This is a genomic window from Streptomyces sp. NPDC006691 (assembly GCF_042869955.1).
In the GTDB taxonomy this organism is placed as follows: Bacteria; Actinomycetota; Actinomycetes; order Streptomycetales; family Streptomycetaceae; genus Streptomyces.
In genome coordinates this window covers 62826-81265 of the sequence record NZ_JBIAGW010000007.1, presented here as the reverse complement: position 1 = coordinate 81265, position 18440 = coordinate 62826, and the positions used below count along the sequence as shown (strand labels likewise).

20 protein-coding genes are annotated in these 18440 nt (G+C 70.3%); 2 read left to right on the top strand and 18 right to left on the bottom strand.

Annotation, left to right across the window (positions count from 1 at the left end; genetic code table 11):
• Positions 1–113 precede the first annotated feature (113 nt).
• Positions 114–1670, bottom strand: coding sequence for a DUF2079 domain-containing protein (locus ACFYNP_RS17860; RefSeq protein ID WP_388786350.1), 1557 nt, complete (start codon positions 1668–1670; stop codon positions 114–116).
• An 11-nt stretch (positions 1671–1681) separates the two neighbouring features.
• A complete protein-coding gene (locus ACFYNP_RS17855; protein ID WP_388406207.1) occupies positions 1682–2485 on the bottom strand; it encodes a class I SAM-dependent methyltransferase in 804 nt (267 codons plus the stop codon).
• Positions 2486–2531: 46 nt separating this feature from the next.
• Between ACFYNP_RS17855 and ACFYNP_RS17850 the strand changes: the two genes are divergently transcribed.
• Complete coding sequence (locus ACFYNP_RS17850) at positions 2532–2915, top strand: DUF192 domain-containing protein (RefSeq protein WP_388786349.1); 384 nt, start codon at positions 2532–2534, stop codon at positions 2913–2915.
• Here the strand turns inward: ACFYNP_RS17850 and ACFYNP_RS17845 are convergent.
• The 15 genes from ACFYNP_RS17845 to ACFYNP_RS17775 all read right to left on the bottom strand — a co-directional run bounded on the left by ACFYNP_RS17845 (position 2905) and on the right by ACFYNP_RS17775 (position 15232).
• Positions 2905–3660, bottom strand: coding sequence for a hypothetical protein (locus ACFYNP_RS17845; protein ID WP_388406202.1), 756 nt, complete (start codon positions 3658–3660; stop codon positions 2905–2907). The genes ACFYNP_RS17850 and ACFYNP_RS17845 overlap by 11 nt on opposite strands.
• Positions 3661–3839: 179 nt before the next feature.
• Positions 3840–4460 carry an OmpA family protein gene (locus ACFYNP_RS17840; protein WP_388406200.1) on the bottom strand — a complete coding sequence of 207 codons (621 nt, stop codon included), beginning with the start codon at positions 4458–4460 and terminating at the stop codon, positions 3840–3842.
• Positions 4461–4467: 7 nt separating this feature from the next.
• Positions 4468–5013: a hypothetical protein gene (locus tag ACFYNP_RS17835; protein ID WP_388786618.1), complete on the bottom strand. Its 546-nt coding sequence runs from the start codon at positions 5011–5013 to the stop codon at positions 4468–4470.
• Between the two features lie 84 nt (positions 5014–5097).
• The gene (locus ACFYNP_RS17830; RefSeq protein WP_388786615.1) at positions 5098–5673 is read right to left on the bottom strand and encodes a pilus assembly protein TadG-related protein; all 576 of its coding nucleotides are present in this window, start codon (positions 5671–5673) and stop codon (positions 5098–5100) included.
• A gap of 50 nt (positions 5674–5723) precedes the next feature.
• Positions 5724–5978: a hypothetical protein gene (locus ACFYNP_RS17825; RefSeq protein WP_388786347.1), complete on the bottom strand. Its 255-nt coding sequence runs from the start codon at positions 5976–5978 to the stop codon at positions 5724–5726.
• A gap of 110 nt (positions 5979–6088) precedes the next feature.
• The gene (locus tag ACFYNP_RS17820; protein WP_388786612.1) at positions 6089–6835 is read right to left on the bottom strand and encodes a response regulator; all 747 of its coding nucleotides are present in this window, start codon (positions 6833–6835) and stop codon (positions 6089–6091) included.
• Positions 6836–6864: 29 nt separating this feature from the next.
• Entirely contained in the window at positions 6865–8160 is a 1296-nt protein-coding gene (locus ACFYNP_RS17815) for a sensor histidine kinase (RefSeq protein WP_388786346.1), read from the bottom strand.
• On the bottom strand, positions 8157–9050 hold the full coding sequence (locus ACFYNP_RS17810; protein WP_388406189.1) for a DUF5936 domain-containing protein: 894 nt from the start codon (positions 9048–9050) through the stop codon (positions 8157–8159). The genes ACFYNP_RS17815 and ACFYNP_RS17810 overlap by 4 nt, the downstream gene beginning before the upstream one ends.
• A 34-nt stretch (positions 9051–9084) precedes the next feature.
• Complete coding sequence (locus ACFYNP_RS17805) at positions 9085–10020, bottom strand: type II secretion system F family protein (protein WP_388406186.1); 936 nt, start codon at positions 10018–10020, stop codon at positions 9085–9087.
• A gap of 56 nt (positions 10021–10076) precedes the next feature.
• Entirely contained in the window at positions 10077–11414 is a 1338-nt protein-coding gene (locus ACFYNP_RS17800; protein ID WP_388786344.1) for a CpaF family protein, read from the bottom strand.
• A 37-nt stretch (positions 11415–11451) separates the two neighbouring features.
• Entirely contained in the window at positions 11452–11853 is a 402-nt protein-coding gene (locus tag ACFYNP_RS17795; protein WP_388786610.1) for a pilus assembly protein, read from the bottom strand.
• Between the two features lie 9 nt (positions 11854–11862).
• Positions 11863–12198 carry a TadE/TadG family type IV pilus assembly protein gene (locus ACFYNP_RS17790; protein ID WP_388786343.1) on the bottom strand — a complete coding sequence of 112 codons (336 nt, stop codon included), beginning with the start codon at positions 12196–12198 and terminating at the stop codon, positions 11863–11865.
• A gap of 74 nt (positions 12199–12272) precedes the next feature.
• Positions 12273–13511 carry a CpaE family protein gene (locus ACFYNP_RS17785; protein WP_388406179.1) on the bottom strand — a complete coding sequence of 413 codons (1239 nt, stop codon included), beginning with the start codon at positions 13509–13511 and terminating at the stop codon, positions 12273–12275.
• A gap of 7 nt (positions 13512–13518) precedes the next feature.
• The gene (cpaB, locus tag ACFYNP_RS17780; RefSeq protein WP_388406176.1) at positions 13519–14226 is read right to left on the bottom strand and encodes a Flp pilus assembly protein CpaB; all 708 of its coding nucleotides are present in this window, start codon (positions 14224–14226) and stop codon (positions 13519–13521) included.
• A gap of 70 nt (positions 14227–14296) precedes the next feature.
• Positions 14297–15232: a hypothetical protein gene (locus ACFYNP_RS17775; protein ID WP_388406173.1), complete on the bottom strand. Its 936-nt coding sequence runs from the start codon at positions 15230–15232 to the stop codon at positions 14297–14299.
• 458 nt (positions 15233–15690) lie between these two features.
• Here ACFYNP_RS17775 and ACFYNP_RS17770 point away from each other — a divergent pair, with 458 nt between their 5' ends.
• A complete protein-coding gene (locus ACFYNP_RS17770; protein WP_388786341.1) occupies positions 15691–17388 on the top strand; it encodes a chitinase in 1698 nt (565 codons plus the stop codon).
• Positions 17389–17488: 100 nt separating this feature from the next.
• Here the strand turns inward: ACFYNP_RS17770 and ACFYNP_RS17765 are convergent, their stop codons facing one another.
• The gene (locus ACFYNP_RS17765) at positions 17489–18355 is read right to left on the bottom strand and encodes a serine protease (RefSeq protein WP_388786339.1); all 867 of its coding nucleotides are present in this window, start codon (positions 18353–18355) and stop codon (positions 17489–17491) included.
• Positions 18356–18440: the final 85 nt, after the last annotated feature.

The window sequence follows — 18440 nt, the reverse complement described above, 5'->3', positions numbered from 1 at the left end:
CGCTCACGGGTTGGTTCGGAGCGTCAAAATCCGCTCCGCCCGAGCTTCACTCCACTGGCCCAAGCGGAACAGCACGGTGTGACCGTCCGATGCCGTCCCGTACACGAGAGCGCTTACCGGGGGCCGTCCCCGCGCGGGGGTCGGCCGCTGCGGCGCAGCAGCGAGACACCGTCCGCCTCCGCCACCCGTACGTATCCGTACCGCGCGAGCGTGGCGGCGTACTCCTGCTCCTGCCGGGGCGCCGGGTAGGGCCAGGGGCCGGGCGGGTAGGGCCACGACTCCGGGGGGACGCGGTCGTAGGCGATCCACTGGGCCGTCGGCGGCGGGATCGGGCCGTCCGTCGAGTACAGCGTCCAGTGCACCGGGAAGGTCGGGAACAGGGCGACCGTGGTGCGTGAAGTCAGTTGCGGGACAAGGCGGTTGGAGGCGGCGACGGTCGCGCCGTCGGGGATGCGGCGGAGCAGTTCGCGTACGGCCGTGACGTGCGCGGTGGTGCGCCAGGTGGAGCGGTGGGCGATCTGGGCGAGCGGGAAGGACGGGACGAGGATCAGCGTCACGGCCGCGACGGTCGCGAGCGAGGCCCGCACATGCCGCCGGGCGAGCGGGTCGCCGGCGGCGGCGTACGGCCGCAGTGCGTCGACGAGGGCGGCGAACACGACGGGCATCAGGACGGCCGTGTAGTGGAAGGCCGTCCCCCAGTGGAAGGCGTTGGTGGACAGCATCCGCCAGCCCAGCGTCGGCACCGCGATCAGGGCGAGCGGTGAGCGCAGCGCGATGAGCGCGGCCGGAGCGAAGACGAGGACGAGGGTGGTCGCCTTCACCTCGGGGCGCACCGCGTCCAGCGGCGCGAGGGCGAGCGTGGTGAGCAGGGAGTGGTGGCCGGGTGCGAGGTTGGCCGCGTGCGCATAGGTGCCGGCCGGGTTGAAGTACGGCATCAGGACCTTGAATTCGAGCGCGCTGCCCACCAGGCCGAGGACGGCGGCCGCGATGCCGAGGCGGCGCGGGCCGCGCCAGGCCACGTACGCCCCGATCGCGGCGAGCGTGAGCCCGAGGTCCTCCTTGACCAGGAGCAGCGGCACCGACCAGGCGAGCGCGCGCCGCCAGTTGCGCCGCGCGAGCGCTTCGAGGGCGTAGGACACCAGCGGGACCGCGAAGCACACCTCGTGGAAGTCGAACCCGACCGCCGATGCGATGCCCCAGCTCAGCCCGTATCCGCAGGCCACGACATGGGCGGCCCGGCGGCCGAGGACCCGCGCGGCCTGCCGGGCGAGCGGCACCACGGCGAGCGCCAGCAGCGCGGCCTGGGCCATGAGCAGCGTGTAGGGGGTGGGGAAGGCGCGGTAGAGGGGGGCGAGGACGGCGAGCACGGGGTGGAAGTGGTCGCCGAGGAGGTTGAAGCCGTCACCGCGCAGCGGGACGACGGGTGCGCGCAGCCGGGCGTACGCGCGGACGGCCTGCTCGAAGATGCCGAGGTCGTAGCCGGTGGTGCGGACCAGCGCCTGGCGGCGGGCCGAGATGGTGGCGTACAGCAGGAAGAGCGCGGCGGCCCACCCCCACCACAGGAGGGCGGGCCGGCCGATGCGTACGCGCGGGATGCGGAAGATGGCGGGTACGGGCGTCCTCGGCGGCTGCGCGCCCCGCCCTACCCTTGGATCGGCAATTGTCCCCATATGCCCCGATGCTAAGCAGCGCGCGTGGGCCTCAGCGGCTTCCGCGCCTCGATCAGGAAGCGTGTCGTGTGCGCGACGAAGGGGCCTTCGGTACGGATCTGCTCGTCCAGCGCCTTCAACTGGTCGCGGTACTCCTCGACGGTGAAGCCGGGCACCATCCAGATCACCTTGCGCAGGAAGTAGACGACGGCGCCGATGTCCAGGAACTCCGTCCGCAGCTTCTCCAGGCGCAGATCGACGACTTCGAGCCCGGCGCTCTCCGCCTCCTTGCGCGCCTTGCCGGGGTCGCGCCCGCCGCGCACCTCCGGCGGCTGCGGACCCAGGAAGTACTCGACGAGCTCGAACACGCTTGCCGGGCCCACCTGTTGGGAGAAGTACGTGCCGCCCGGGGAGAGCACACGGGCGATCTCCGACCACCAAGTGGTGACGGGGTGACGGCTGACGACCAGGTCGAAGGCGCCGTCGGCGAACGGCAGCGGGGGCTTGTCCTCGTCGGCGACGACCGCCACTCCGCGCGGGTGGAGCAGGCCGGTGGCGCGGGCGACGTTCGGCGGCCAGCCCTCCGTCGCGACGGCGAGCGGGGGCAGCTGCGGCACGGCGGCGAGGACCTCGCCGCCGCCGGTCTGGACGTCGAGGGCGGCGGTGGCCCTGGCCATCCGCCCGGCCATCGAACGGGCGTACCCCCAGGACGGCCGCTCTTCGGTGGCCCGGCCGTCGAGCCAGGAGAAGTCCCAGCCGTCGACGGAGACGGACGCGGCCTCGTCGATCAGTTCCTCGAAGGGGCGGTTGTTGTGGTTCCTGATGTTTCGGCCCATGTTGCGGACCCTACGCGGCGGCCCTGCGAGCGACTACCGTTTATCCATGGGCCGATGGAGGGACGGAACGGGCGAGTTGCGTGTGCTCGACGGCGCCGGGGTGCCTGGCACGACGGTCCCGCTGGAGATCGCGGCGTCCTACCGGGCCCGTACGCGGGGCCTGCTCGGCCGCGACGGCATCACGGGCGCGATCCTCCTCACCCCCGCGAGCAGTGTGCACACCTTCCGGATGCGCTTCGCCATCGACGTGGCCCATCTGGACCGCCGGCTCCGGGTGATCGCCGTCCGCACGATGCGCCCGGGGCGCCTCGGCGCGATCCGGCCGCGGGCCCGGTACGTCTTGGAGGCGGAGGCGGGCACGATGGCCGCGTGGGGCCTGCGGCCGGGCACCCGGGTCGCCGTCGCGACCGGTCAGGATCTCAGGACTTGAGCTTGGCCGCCTGCGCAACGGCGAGCTCGGCCGGAATCTGGGGCGTGTCGTCGCCGGTGACGTCGACGGCGTAGTACGTCACGACCGTCGTCCCGCTCCGCACCACCAGGAACACCATCGGCACCGGATCGCCCTGCGCGGTGCCCATCAGCTCGTACGCGAGGGCCTCGTCACCGACCTTCGGCGCGGGCACCTCCTTGACCTCGGTGAACTCGCTGGGCTCCAGGTCGCCGCCCTTGGTCTTGAACCCGTCGGCGCAGGCGCCGATGGCGGTACGCAGCCGGGGCAGCACATCGGTCGCGCCGGAGGGGTGGGCCCCGAGCACCTCGGTGACGACGGTCTGGTCGGCCTGCCCGTCCTCGCTGGCCTTCACCAGGCGCCGGTAGACGGTCGCGGAGGGCGCGGGGTCGGGCGTGCCGTTGATGACGGCCACGAAGGGCATGCACGCGGACTTGGCCGTCCGGGAGCTGCCGGTGGGGGTGCCGCCCTCAAGGGGTTCGGCCGAGAAGTCCTTCACGTCACCGGTCACGAGCGCGGCCTTGGCGAGCTGGTCACTGCTGAGCGCCCCGGCGGCCGCCTTCACCTGCGCGGTACCGCTCGCGCCCGGCGCGGCCGAGGTGTCCCGCACGGAACCCTCGGCGCCCTGGCCACTCGCCCCGCCGGGCCCGCAGGCCGCCACGGCGGCGAAGGCGATCAGACACACCCCAGCGGTTGCCGCACGGCTCCGTACCAGCCTTGGCTTCATACCCCGCACCGTAACAACCACTCCTGTGGATTGGCTGGGTCTCGGCCCGCCCTATTTCCCACCCCGACGGCCCGCCGGAGCGCGGCGGTACCGCCGCCCTGGCCGGTTACCCGGGGTGCCGCCCGGCTAACTCCCGGAGCCCGGACGTCAGTTGATCGCAGCCATGATCGCGCGGACCGCTACCCGCTGCTCCGGGTGAAGCTGACCTCCACGCGGCGGTTCTTCTTGCGGCCGTCCTCCGTCGAATTGTCGGAGATCGGGTAGTCCTCGGCGTAGCCCCGGATCTCGAAGGTGACATCGGGGCCGAGGGAAAGCGCGAGCGCCTTCTGCACGGCGTCGGCACGCTCCTTCGACAGCACCACGCCGTGCTCGTGCGTGCCGAGGTTGTCGGTGAAGCCGAAGACGCGGACGCTGGTCGCCTTCTGCTTCTTGATCTCGGCGGCGATGCCCTGGATGCGGTCGTTGGCGTCGGGCGAGAGCGCCGCGCTGTCCATGGCGAACAGCACCTCCGCCTGGAGCGCGAACGTCACGCTGGTGTTGGTGTCCGAACGGCGTTCCTCGCCGCCCTGGTCCTCGACGATCGACTTGATGTCGAGCACCTTGGGCGCGGCGAGCGTGCCGCCCTCGGGGAGCTTCAGATTCGGCGAGGTCCCGTCGACCTTCATCGAAGGATCGGTGGTGGCCTCGGTGCCGGGCAGTGGGGGGCTGCTCGGCGTCCCGTCGGCGTATGCGGTGGTACCACCGGCGGCCAGGACTAGCGCGGCGGCGATCGCTACGGCTGCGTGCCGGGTTCTGGTCATGGTGTGATCACCCGGAGACGGGGACGGTCATGGTGGGGAAGGTCGGGAGCTGGAAGTCGACGTCCTTGGTGCCGGCGGGTGGGGCGGGGAACTGGGCGAATATGGGTACCGTCTGACCCGCCTTGATACTAGAAATGCCCATGGTGCAGAGGCACTTTCCGCCAGTGTCGCGCAGGACGTAGTACCGCTTCTTCCCCACCTTGTCGACGAGCGTCGCACCCGCTACCGAGTCACCACTTGCGAGTACGTCCCGCTCCGTGCCTGCCCAGGGTGACGTGGCTACGAAGTCATCGGCGCCGGTGTTCTTCATCTGGCCCGCGACCGTCAGGAACCCGCCCGAGTCGCGTTTCACGCTGTTGATGGCGAGAACGACGCCTCCTTCGCCCGTGGCCTCCGCGAGCTTGGTGGTGGAGTCCGAAGAGGCAGCCGCTGTGTTCGTTTGCTGCCCCTTGGCGGAGGACGAGGACCCCGCCTGCGATGAAGCACCCGCGCTCGCCTTGCCGTCCTTGCCCCCGTCGCCGCATCCAGCGGAAACGAACGCCAAGACGATCACCATCGCGGTCGCCACGGCCCCGTTCCGAGGCCTCAAGGTATGCCGAACACTCATCGGTGCCATTCCTCTGCTCGTCACTTGCTCTCAGTCGACCAGTTTCACAGTGAAGATCTTCTCCAGATCGGGCATGGGCTCGACGGGCAAGTCCTTGCCGTCGCACGTGATCGTGACCGGAGGTGGCGTAGACGACGATGTTGGCGCCGGCGTGGGCGCCGGAGTCGGAGTGGTACCACCGCCACTGGGCGGCAGGCTGCACCTCAGCTCAATCATCGCTGTGGCGTGGGCGGTCCCGTGCTCGTCCTCAGTACCTGGAATCACCGATTCACCCACCGTGTACCGGGTTGTTGTACCCACGGTGAACTTAAATCGGCCGGTGCCCCCGGAGGACGGTTCGAACGCGGTCAGGTCAGCATGGTTTCTCGCCGCGAAGTTACCGGCTTCGGCCCGTGCGTCCCCTATGACGACGCCGTCCGTGAAGATGTTGTCGAGACCACCGGGCATCGTGAGCGCCGTCAATACCTTCGGGCCCCACTCCTCACGGGCTCGCTGTGCCGCCGCGAGAGCCGCCGCGTCCGCAGCCCCTTGGGCTCCGTTACGCGTGGCAGATGCTTGACCGACTGCAAAGAATGCGAACGCAAGAAAGAGCAGGCCTGCCACCATCACGATATAGATGGGGAAGGCCTGCCCTACGTCTTCATGAAGCCGTGGGATCAGCCGCCCGCCTTGATCTTGCCGATCTGTTCCTTGATCTTGGTCGTGATCTCGCTGCCGATCCCCGTCGCCATAATCCCGCCGATGATCGCCACCACCACCAAAATGATCCCCAGATACTCGAACGACGTCTGCCCCCGATCCCGCTCCCCGGAGGCGTACCGGGCGCGGGCCCGGGTGATGGCGGTGTCCCGCCAGTCGCGCGCCCGCAGCTGCGCGGCGACGGCGGTCCTCAGCAGCGTGTCCTGCGGCATCTCGCGGCTCTCCTCCGGTTGCGGCATCGCGTACGTCATCGGGAACGTAAGCCGGGGTCGGGGGAGCCTCCGAGGGCCCAGGGGCCCAAATGCGGGCCCAAAGACGGGAGTCACGCATGGCGCACCCCCAGCCAGTGGGCGATCGCCTCGCTGCGGGTCGTGCTGTGCAGCTTCGCGAAGATGCGGTTGATGTGGTTCTTGACCGTCTTCTCGCTGATGAAGCACGTGGCCGCGATCTGCTGATTGCTCATGCCCGCCGCGATCAACTCCATCACCTCGGCTTCCCGCGAACTCAGCCTGAAGTCTTCCCTGTTGCCCATGAACCCCGCTCGCCGTGCAGTTGAAGACTGTGCCACAAACGATTGCAGTTGCGAAAGAGATTCGGCGGAATTGACCGCAGGCCGGTCCGGATGCTCGCGCACATGGGCCAGTAGCGCGTTCGCCGCCGTGGTGGTGAAGACGGCCCTCCCCTGCCCCATACCCCTTACTGCTGCGATGAGTTCGTCCGCAGTAAACTCCCCGTGGACCAAGTACCCACCGGCCCCGAGCCGCAACGCCTCCCGCACGATCTCGCTCTCGCGGCTGTACGTCAGCATCATTACAGGTGCAAGGCCCACCAGGTGCGGCAGCGCCGAAATGCCGTCGACGCCCGGCATGCGTACGTCCAGCAGGATCACGTCCGGGCGGTGCCGCAGCGCCGCCTCGTGCGCCTCCTGGCCATCAGCCGCCTCCGCCACCACCTCGATGTCCTCGCGGCCGTGCAACAGCGCGGTCAGGCCCGCCCGCACCACCGGGTTGTCGTCCGCGACCACGATCCGCAGCGGGTCCCTCCCGGCGCCGCCCTTCCGATGCGCCATGGCTCTGTTCGGCACCGCGCCACCTCCGGTCATGACGGCCCCAACTCCGCTCTACCAAGCGGAAGTTCCACACGCACCTCGGTACCTGCGGGAGCACTCCCCCGCCCCACCCTGATCCGCGCGCCGATCGCGGCCGCCCGCTCCACCATGCCCACCAGGCCGAAGTGGCCCGTGCGCTTCAGATCGTCCAGGGTGGTGCCGGGCGGGAGGCCCCGGCCGTCGTCCTGGACGCTGAGCCGGAACAGGGCTCCCTCGACTCCCGCCCGGACCTGGACGGCGGCCGGCCCCGCGTGCCGGTGGGCGTTGTCCAGAGCCTCACTCGCGATCATCAGGAGCTGACGGGCCACTCCCACCGGGAGCGACGGCACCGGTTCGGTGCCGAGCAGTCGCCATTCCGCCCGCACGGCAGTGCGGGCGGTGAAGTCCCGTACCAGGATCGACAGTTCGTGTGCCACATCGATCTCGCCCGGTGTTCGTCTCAGATCGCCCAGGAGTTCGCGGGACTCCGCTGCCGCGCGGCGCGCGGCCCGTGCCACCAGTTCGGCGCGGTGGCGCAGCGCCGGCGGGTCCATCCGGTCGGCGGAGGCCGCCAGACCGTCGGCGGCGAGGGCCAGGCCGTGCAGGGTCTTGGCCACCGAGTCGTGCAGGTCGCGGGCGAGCCGGGCCCGCTCCTCCTCGACCGCGTCGTGCGCGGCGAGCCGGGCCCGGGTCTCCGTGAGGGCCTGACTCGCGGCGCCGAAGCGGAAGAGGAGATTGCGGATGGTGACGCCCACCGCGCCCGCCATCACGCAGAAGCCGGGCAGCAACAGCGCCGAAGCGTCCGCCAGTTGATGGCGCGGTCCCGTCGCGTACACCAGGGTCAGGATCGCCACCTGGAGCCCCGCGAAGAGGCCCGCCCCGCGCCAGCCGTAGACCAGGCCGGCGAGGAGCGGGGTGCAGGTGGTGACGTAGCCGAGGGAGGATTCCGGGGTCGCCGTGATCAGCAGCAGCGCGCCGAACACCGCGTCGACCGCGAGTAGCCAGGGGTGGTTGAGCAGCAGCGGCCCGAAGCGTTCCCAGTCGCGGAACAGGACGTACGAGCCCATGAACGTGACCAGGACCGCCGCCCCCACCAGCAGCCCCGGCGCTCCCTTCGCGGCGCCCGCGAGCGCGAAGGGGGCGCCTATGGCGATCATCGCCAGTCGGAAGCCGAACACCTGGCGACACATCGCCTGGAGAGCGTTGATCTGGAGGGCGAGCGTGGGGGGCCGCACCGGTTGCGTCGTCGCTCTGCGCAGTACCGGCATCTTCAACCCCCTTGCGCCATATGTCAGTTGGAGCGTCATTTCGGACCCCCGAGGAAGCCCCCGAAGTCCAGGTTGGCCCCGTACACAAAACCCACGCTGAGCAGGATCAGGGTGCCCGGCAGCAGGAAGGTCGTCACGGCGAAGGTGGCCTTGGGGACCGCCCGGGCAGCCTTGCGGCGGGCGTTCTGGGCGTCCGTGCGGCGCATGTCGGCGGCGATCGCTATCAGCGTGTCCACGATGGGCGCGCCCAGCTCCTCGCCCTGCTGGAGCGCGGTCACGAACATCGCGACCTGCTCGGAGTCGTTGCGCTTGCGCAGTTCCTCGAAGGCCTGACGGCGGCTGACGCCCATGTCCATCTGGCGCAGAGTGATGCGCAGTTCGTCCGCCCAGGGCCCCTCGTACTTGTCGGCGACACGGTCGAGGGCCTGGCGGAAGCCGAGGCCGGCGCTGACCACGACGGCGAGGACGTCCAGGAAGTCGGGCAGGGTGCGCTCGATGTGGTCCCGGCGCACCCGCACCGCCGACCAGATGCCGACCTCCACCCAGAACAGGGCGAAGGCCACCATCACCAGCGCGATGATCCAGTGCCCTTCGAGCAGCATGACCAGCGTCGCCGCCGTGCCGAGCATCCCGTACACCGCGCGACGGGCCGCGTACCGGTCGACCGTGAGGCCGCCCGGGTTGCCCGCGAGGTCGATCTGGCGGCGCTTCCTGGCGACCCGCTCGGGGCCCATCATCCGCAGCACGGCGGGCGCCCAGCGCATGCCCAGCCGGTCGACGGCCGAGCCGACGGCGGTGGTGCGCGTCGCACCGACCTCCAGGGCCACCGAGAGGTCGCTCGGGAGCTTCACCTCGGCCCGGTACATACGGATGCCGAGGAACATCCCGTACACGCTCAGGCCCATCAGAGCCGCGAAGAGCAGTCCCATGTGTCGCTCACTCCCCCTCTCTCGTGTCGGGTAGTCATACGTCGATGCGGGACAGGCGCCGGACCACGAAGAATCCGAGCGCGTACAGGGCGATCGAGATCAGCACGGCCGCCTGGCCGAGGAACGCGCCGGTCATCCGGTCCAGCGCGCCCGGCATCACGGCGTTCAGCATCAGGAGCGCGGCCATACCGAAGCCGGGCACGGCGTACGCGGTGACGGTCACCTGCGCCAGCGTGGTGCGCACCTCGCGCCGGGTCTCCTTGCGCTCCTCCAGGGTGGTGGTCAGGTTGCGCAGCGAACTGACCACCGTGCCGCCCGCGCGGTTGGCCAGCACCAACGTCGTCACCAGGACCACCAGTTCACGTGAGGGCAGCCGGTCCGCGATCTCGCCCAGGGCGTCCTCAAGGGACTCGCCGACGGCCAGGCGGTCGGTGACCCGGCCCAGCTCCTCGCCCGCGGGGGCCTCCATCTCCTCGGCCGCCATGGCGATCGCGGTACGCAGGGCGAGGCCCGCCTGGGTGGCGTTGGCGAGTATGCGGGACAGCTCGGGCAGCTGGTTGATGAAGCGCTCGATGCGCTTCTGGCGCTGCCAGTTGAGGAAGGAGTTGGCGCCCCACAGCGCGGCGAGGCCGGCGAGCGGGCCGAAGAAGGACGCCAGGACGGACGCTGCGATCAGCCACAGCGCGGCCACCCCGGCCAGCATGTAGACGAAGAACTCGCCCGGCGTCAGGTCCAGGCCGGTCGCGGCCAGCTTCAGCTCGATGCGCCGGCCGAGCTTCGTACCGCGCAGCCGCCGGTCCACCCCCCGGAACGGACGATTCCGGCCGGATGCGTGCTGGGCGCCGGGGTTGCTGAGCCGGTCGATGAGGGCTTCGCGCTGGGCGCGGCCCGCCCCGTAGGAGCGCAGCCCCAGGACCGCCAGCACCCCGGCGAGCAGCGTGACGCCGAGTGTGAGGAAGGAGAGGTTCATCTGCGCGTTCCCTGTCGGTTGGCGTGGGCGGGCGGGCAATTGACGTGAGCGGCAGGTCAGTTGGCGTGGCGGACGGCCAGCTGTTCGGCGTGCGAGGCGACTCCGTAGGCCTGGGGCACGGGCTGGTTGGCGAGGTAGAGGCGGTCGGCGACGCGCCGGGGCAGCGGGAAGTACTGGAAGTGCCCGTGGATGCGGCCGTCCGCGGCCATGGGCCGGGCGTCGAAACGGCACACGGTGGTGATCCGGTACGGCTCTCGGCCGTGCGATTCGAGCAGAGCGATCTCGGTGATCTTGCGAGCGCCGTCCGCTTGCCGGGTGAGCTGGACGATGACGTCCACGGCGGAGTTGATCTGGTCGTGCAGCGCCTCGAAGGGGACCTCCACCTCGGACATCGAGGCCAGCGTCTGGAGGCGCATCAGCGCGTCCTCGGCGCTGTTGGCGTGCACGGTGGCGAGCGAGCCGTCGTGGCCGGTGCTCATGGCCTGGAGCATGTCGAGCGACTCGCCGCCGCGGACCTCGCCGACCACGATCCGGTCGGGGCGCATGCGCAGCGAGTTGCGCACGAGGTCGCGGATGGAGATGTGGCCCTTTCCCTCCACGTTGGGGGGCCGCGACTCCAGGCGGATGACATGGGCCTGCTGGAGCTGGAGTTCGGCGGAGTCCTCGATGGTGATGATGCGCTCGTGCGGCGGGATCAGACCGGAGAGCGCGTTGAGGAGCGTGGTCTTGCCGGTTCCGGTGGCGCCCGACACGATGACGTTGAAGCGGGCCTGTACGAGTCCGGCGAGGAGCAGCAGCATGTGCTCGTCGAGCGAGCCGAAGGTGATCATCTCCTGGAGCGTGAACGACCGGGGGAAGCGGCGGATGGTGAGCGTCGCGCCGGTCAGCGACAGCGGCGGGATGATCACGTTGACCCGCTCGCCGGACGGCAGCCGGGCGTCCACCATCGGGTTCGACTCGTCCACACGGCGGTTCACGGTCGACACGATCCGCTCGATCGTCTGCATCAGCTGCTCGTGCGAGGCGAACCGGAGCGGGAGCTGCTCCACCCGCCCGCCGCGCTCCACGAAGATCTGGTCGGGGCCGTTCACCATGATCTCGGTGATCGAGGCGTCTTCGAGGAGCGGTTCCAGGATCCCGAGGCCGAGCGCCTCGTCCACCACCCGGCGGATCAGCTGTGCCCGCTCGCCGGTGGAGAGCACCGGCCCCTCGCGGCTGATGATGTGCCCGAGCACCCGCTCAAGCCGGGCCCGGCGCTCGGCGGCGGCGAGGGACGACATCTCCGCGAGGTCGATCTCCTCCAGGAGCTTGGCGCGGTAGGAGGCGACCAGATGGCCGTCCTCGCGCCCCGGTCCCGTCTCCTCGGGAGCGGCGATCCGTGCCCGCAGACTCATGTCATCTCTCCAGTCTTCTCGGGGCGGCTCGTCCGCATCAGTTCTGCTGCCGGAGCTTCGGCATGGTGGAGGTGCGGGTGGTGGTGCCGAAGAATCCGTCGCCCAGACCGGGGATGACGCTGGGGATCGTGATGGTGACGGTGTACGAGACGCCGTCTCCCCCGCCCCCGGCGGGTGCGACCTCCGGCTTCAGCCAGCCGCTGACCGCGGCCGTCCCCGCGGCCACCGGGTCCAGCACCGGCTCGCCCGCCCGCGGCGCGTCGAGACTCGCCGCCCGCGCCGCCGCCCGCGCCCCCGTACCCGCCTGGTTCGCGGCGTACGCGGCGACCCCGAGCTGGATCGCGGCGAGGCCGACGAGCAGCAGAATGGCGACGAACCCGATGTACTCCAGGGCGACTTGACCGCGGTCGTCCCGGTCGCGCCCTCGATGCGTACGCATGCGCACGGCTCAGCGCTCCTTCACATGGGCGGCGGTGCCCTCGACGGGAAAGCCGTTGAGGACGCCCGGGATCAGGATGGGGATCTTGAGGGTGACCTTCGCCCCGTACATCCCGGCCCCGTCCGCTCCGCAAGCGGGAGGGCCTGCCTGGAGGGACGAGGGCACCTCGCGCAGGGCCGCCGTCTCGCACGCGGCGGCTCCGTCGCCCTCCGCCGCCGCCCCCGCCCGCGCCCCTTCGTCCGCCGCGTTGCCCACGAGGACGAAGGCGTAGCCGACCAGGGCACACTGCCACAGCGCGACGAGCAGGAGCAGGATCAGCGGGACCACTCCGATGAACTCGATCACCGTCTGCCCCCGATCCCGTCCGCCCGCGCGGCTCCGCCTCAGCCGCACTTCGCGCGCCAGGCGCAGCCCCCGCATCAGGACCCCTTGCGCCGGAGCACCAGGCCGGAGCCCCGGGCGGCGCGCGCCTTGGCTCTGCCGTCCGGGGCCTTGAGCAGGCCGATCTCGCCGGCCAGGGCCCAGATGGCCTGCTTGACCGTGCTCTTGTGGTCCAGATCGTGCAGCCGGCCCGCGTCCACGGCGGACTGGAGTTCCTTGAAGTGGGCCGGCACGGCGGTCTGGGAGACCCTGGTGCCGGTGATCTTCTGGACCAGCGGGGGCTGGATCTCGGTGTTCCGGGTGTGCCGGTTCACCACGGTGGTGGTCTCCTCGGCCTTGCGGATCTGGAGCCGGTCCCACATCCGTACGGTCCGCTTGGCGCCGCGTACGGACACGACGTCCGGGGTGGTGACGAGGAGCGCGACGTCAGCCATCTCGACCGCGGCCGCGTTGGCGGCGGTCGTCTGAGTGCCGCAGTCCACGACGACGGCCTCGTAGCGGGTGCGCAGGGCGCCGATGATCTGGCGGGCGGACCGGTCCGTGACCTCCTCGCCGCGCTCCCCCTCGGCGGGGGCGAGCAGCAGGGCAAGCCCGCTCTCGTGGTTGAAGACGGCGTCGGCCAGGACGCGGGGCGAGATGTCGGTGATCGCGGCGAGGTCGGCGATGGAACGCCGGAACTGCACGTCCAGGTAGGAGGCGACGTCGCCGGCCTGGAGGTCCAGGTCGAGCAGCACGGTGGTGCGGCCCGACGCCCGTGAGGCGAGGGCGAGTTGTACCGCGACGAGGGTGGTGCCGACACCGCCCTTGGCCCCGGTGACGGTGGTGACGGTGCCGCCGGGCCCGGTGAAGACGTCAAGGTTCGCACCCAGGTGCCGACGTACGCCCGCGGACCACTGGGCCGCCGCTTGGACCCGTACCGCGAGCTCCTCGTACGACAGCGGCAGCGCGACCAGGCCACGGGCGCCGGAGTCCATGGCGGCGGAGAAGACCGCGGGCCCGGCGTCGGAGGAGATCAGGACGACGCCGACCGCCGGGAAGCGCAGGGCGACCTCCCGGATCAGTTCGAGGGCCGGGACCGGGCCGATGCGCTCGTGGACCAGAACGACCTCGGGGAGTTCGTCCAGGGACTCACCCGCGAGCCTGGCCAGGGTGTCGAGCAACTGTGTGGAGTCGCCGACCGGTACCGCGGGTTCGGCGTCGGGGAGCTGGCTGAGCAGGGTGGTGACGGATCGGGCGGCGTCCGCGTCGGAGACGGCCGGAAGGATTCGGGTGGTCATCCGCACCTCACTGGTCCTTTTCGAGCCGGTACGTACGGTCACCGGGGGGAATCGTGCTGTCGCCGTTGCCGCGGCCGACCAGCGCGAGACGGACATGGGTGGCGAACGACTCGGCGTAGGCGACCCGTTGGGCGTCCAGGGTGTTGAGGGCGAAGGTGATGGGGACGGCCTGCGTGGTCTGGTTCTTGTCCGACGCGCTCGGGGTCAGGGCCTGGACGGCGCCCACCTGGATCACGCGGGCGTTGGCGACGATGAGTTTGGACTCGGGGGTGTCGCCCTGTTTGGTCGCGGGGAACGTGGCGAAGATGTTGACGCTGTCGTTCCCGTTGATCTTTCCCGCCACTCCCGTCGACGCGTCGATCATGATGGCGATCTCCTGCTCACCCGGCTTGAGTTGGGGCCGGTCGGTGAACATGCCGTCCTGGAGCAGCGAGCCCTTGGTGAGATGGGTCGCCGCCATCTTGCCGATGACGTCGGAGAGATCGGTGACCGCACCCTGCGAGAGCCAGCGTTTGGGCATGCTCGTCCTGACGAACTGGTCCGCCTTCAACGGCGCGTAGGCGTCGATGTCGTCCTTCAGTTTGTACGCCGTCACCTCGGGGCCCACCTTGGAGTCCACGTCGCTGATCACCATGAGCACCCCGGCGAACGCACCGAGGGCACACAGGAGCGAGAGGAGGAGAAGGATGATGCCGCGGCGCTGGCGGGAGTTCATTGACCGTACGACCTCGTTCGCTGACGTGGGGCAGGGCGGGCACATGCCGTGCTGGGGCCGGGTGTCGCGGTCACGGGCCCGGCGCGATGGCGCGGCGGCGTTCGGCCCGGGTAAGGGGCCGGGAGCGGTAGGCGGAGGCCGGCACGGGGGCGAGGGCGACGCCCCCGTGCGGCGGGTCGGCCTCATCCTCGGGCGGCTGGCGGGAGGCGCAGAATCCACAGCGGTCGCCGATGAGTTCCATGGGGCACCAGCGGCACTGTTCGCGCCGCACCGAGGCCACCAGTTGGTAGAGCACCGCGATGTCGGGCAGATAGGCGGCGAACTCGGTCAGCTTGCCGGTGCCCCACCAGGCGGCCGAGTCGACAGGCAGGGCGGTCTCCTGAACGGCCCTGATCCGCCAGGCGGGGGCGAGTGTGCCGGTGATCCACTCGGCGCTGGCGGACCCCCTGGCCAGCAGCAGCTCGCAGGCGAAGTCGGGCCCCTCCAGGGTGGCCGCCGGGCCCAGCTTGACGAGCTGGGGCGTCGGGTTGGCGAGGACGGCGAACTGGCTCCCGGGCATCCATGACTTGGCATGGGCGGTGAGCCCGACCGGGACGCGCTCCAGACGCGTCACGGAGTTGAGCACGGCTCCGGCGTGGATGTAGTGCGACAGCAGCCGGGCCGCCGACGCGATGACACCGGGGCTGAAGTCACATACCGAGAGCTGTCTCAACTGCCTTACCAGAATGGCCAGTCCGAGCGGGGGCAGCTCGGATTTGATCAGCGTGATCCGGTCGGTTTCCAGCAGCGACCGAACAGTGTGCAGCCGCTGTTCATGGGCCGCCGGAATGGACGCCGGACAGAAGGCAATGACGTACCCGTGCTGTTCCAGGAGGCGCTGCATGTCGACGAGTGCGGAGTCGAGCGGCTGGGCGTCCGGCGACTGGAGCAGAGCCGCGAGCGGCGTCTGCGGGTCGGTCGGCGGCAACACCAGGTCGGGGCTGGTGACGGCTATCGCGGTCGGCACGTCCCGGGCCCCCGTTCACTGATCGCGGTCGCCACCCAGGGCCCCCGTTCCATGCGGTGCGCGAGGCTGCGCGAGCCCCCACGACCGCAACTGATCCTTGCCATTCCCACCTGCATCAGCACTTTATCCACGACCTACCGGCCGGAGAACCGTCTTCTCCTTTCCTGTGTGCTTCCGGGGCCGGTTTTGGTGCGCGTGGGACGGGAGTTGCGTACGAAGTCGGCCATCCCCGGGCTGGAATTGATCCTCGCCCACCGGAGCCGGGCCGCACCCGGTTCCCCCCCCCCCCCCCCCCGGCCCCACCCCCAGGTCCGTGCGAGAGGTCTTGACAAGCGAATTGGTCTGGACCAAGTTGTGCGACCAGGACGACGACCTCCCCCGCCTGCCGTCCCGCTTCCCCGTTCCTTCACTTCCCCCTTCACTCCCCACCCTCCCCACTCCCCTCCCGGAGGCAGCAAGTGAACCGCGCGAGACATGCAAGGCTCGCCCTGGCCGTGGTCGCGGCCGGTGCCCTGTCCATAGCCGGGCTCGCCGGCACCGCCCAGGCGGCCGACGTCAACAACGCCAAGAACGCCGGGTTCGAGTCGGGCCTCGGCAACTGGAGCTGCACGGCCGGGAGCGGCGTCGCCGTCTCCTCGCCCGTGCACGGCGGAACGGCCGCCCTCAAGGCCACGCCCTCGGGCTCGGACACCGCGCAGTGTTCGCAGACCGTCGCCGTGAAGCCCAACTCGACCTACACGCTGAGCGCTTGGGTCCAGGGCAGTTACGTCTATCTCGGCGCCAGCGGCACCGGCACCACCGACGTATCGACCTGGACGCCCGGCACGGGCAGCGGCTACGGCCAGCTGACCACCAGCTTCAAGACCGGCTCGTCCACCACTTCCGTGCAGATCTACACGCACGGCTGGTACGGCCAACCCGCCTACTACGCCGATGACTTCTCGGTGTTCGGGCCGGACGGCGGCGGGGGCGGCGACCCGGCCCCGACGGTCCCGGCGGCGCCCGCCGGCCTCGCGGTCGGCTCGGTGAGCTCGTCCTCGGTGAACCTGTCGTGGGGCGCGGTGTCGAACGCGACCGGGTACAACGTCTACCAGGGCGGCACCAAGGTGCAGTCGGTGACCGGCAGTTCGGCGACCGTGACCGGGCTGAGCGCGTCGACCTCGTACCAGTTCCAGGTGAGCGCGACCAACGCGGCGGGCGAGTCCCCCAAGTCGGCGGCGGTGACCGGCACCACCTCGGCCTCCGGCGGCAACCCGGGTGGCGGCGGGAACGTGCCCAAGCACGCGGTGACCGGCTACTGGCAGAACTTCAACAACGGCGCGACGGTCCAGAAGATCAGCGATGTGCCGGCGGACTACGACATCATCGCGGTGGCCTTCGCGGACGCCACCAGCACGCCGGGCGCGGTGAGCTTCACGCTCGACTCGGCCGGTCTCGGCGGTTACACCGTCGACCAGTTCAAGGCGGACATCGCGGCCAAGCACGCGGCCGGCAAGTCCGTGATCATCTCGATCGGCGGCCAGAACGGCACGATCTCGGTGAGCGACTCCAACTCGGCGAACAACTTCGCCAACTCGGTGTACTCGCTGATGCAGACGTACGGCTTCGACGGCGTCGACATCGACCTGGAGAACGGCCTCAACTCCACCTACATGACCCAGGCGTTGAAGGCCATCGCCGCGAAGGGCGGCAGCAAGACCGTCATCACGATGGCCCCGCAGACCATCGACATGCAGTCCCCGTCGAACGAGTACTTCAAGACGGCGCTCAACATCAAGGACATCCTGACCGTCGTCAACATGCAGTACTACAACAGCGGTTCGATGAACGGCTGCGACGGCAACGTCTACTCGCAGGGCACGGTCGACTTCCTGACCGCGCTCGCCTGCATCCAGCTCCAGGGCGGTCTCGATCCCTCGCAGGTCGGGCTCGGCCTGCCGGCCTCCACGTCCGGCGCGGGCAGCGGCTACGTCTCGCCGTCCGTGGTGAACGCGGCGCTCGACTGCCTGACCAAGGGCACGAGCTGCGGCACCTTCAAGCCGTCCAAGACCTACCCGACCCTGCGCGGCGCGATGACCTGGTCCACCAACTGGGACGCGAAGTCCGGCAACGCCTGGTCCGGCGCGGTCGGCCCGCACGTCCACGCCCTTCCGTAACCCGGGGCACGTACATCCCCAGCGCGTCCACGCGCACCGCATACGGCAGCGGCGCCGCCCGAACTCCCGGGCGGCGCCGCTGTCGTGCCGGTTCAGCCGGTCACGGCTTGGGCAGGGTGCAGCCCGCGCGGCTCAGGTCGATCTTGTTGCCGGCGCCGACGCAGGCGACGATGATGTACGTCTCCTCGGCGTAGTTGGTGCCCTGGTGGACGGTGACGTTGCCGTTCTGGTCCACCTCGCACGGGTTGTTCTCGGTGCAGCGCTCGCCGTCCTCGTTGCCGGTGTTGTTGACGGCGACGACCTTGCCGGTCGTCGTGTCGATCACCGGGGAGCCCGAGGTGCCGCCGATGGTGTTGCACGACGGGGTGTAGCGGACCGAGTCCTTCCAGGTCCAGTCGCCCTCCTTCAGCCGGTAGACGAAGCCGTCCACATTGCAGCTGTAGGTCCGCTTCCAGTACCCGGACACGACCTTGATGGCCGAACCCTGGGTCGGATGGACGTCGTTGAGGGTGAGCGCGCTGATCCCGTAGCTGCTCTGGATCTGGGCGTAGGTGGTGTTGAGCTGGTAGATCGTGATGTCCGTGTCGGTCATCGTGGCGTACGCGACCTTGCTCGCGCGCAGCGTGGCGACCTTGGAGCCGGACGCGTTGAGCAGCGAGAAGGTGCGGGACGACGGCTGATTGGTGATGACTTCGCCGGCGGCGGGGAAGCCGGTCTCCAGGCAGTGGCCGTTCGAGAGCACGAGCGCGGGGTCGCTCGGCTGCGAGCTGGGCATGCGGATGACGGAGCCCGAGCAGTTGCTCAGCGCCACCGTTCCGGCGAAGTTGACCGCCTTCACGGCCGGCTCGGCCGCCTTGGCGGCGGGCTTGGCGGGCGTGGGTGTCGCCGTCTGTGCGGCCAGGGCCGGGGCTGCGGACGCTCCGACGAGGAGCAGGCCGAACAGCGCGCCGACGAGAGGCTTCTTCATGTGGGGGTTCCCCTCTGAATGACGGTGCCGAAGGTCCTTCGGCTTGTCATGGGCACCGCCATTCTTGAGTGCCGTCACCCCAACC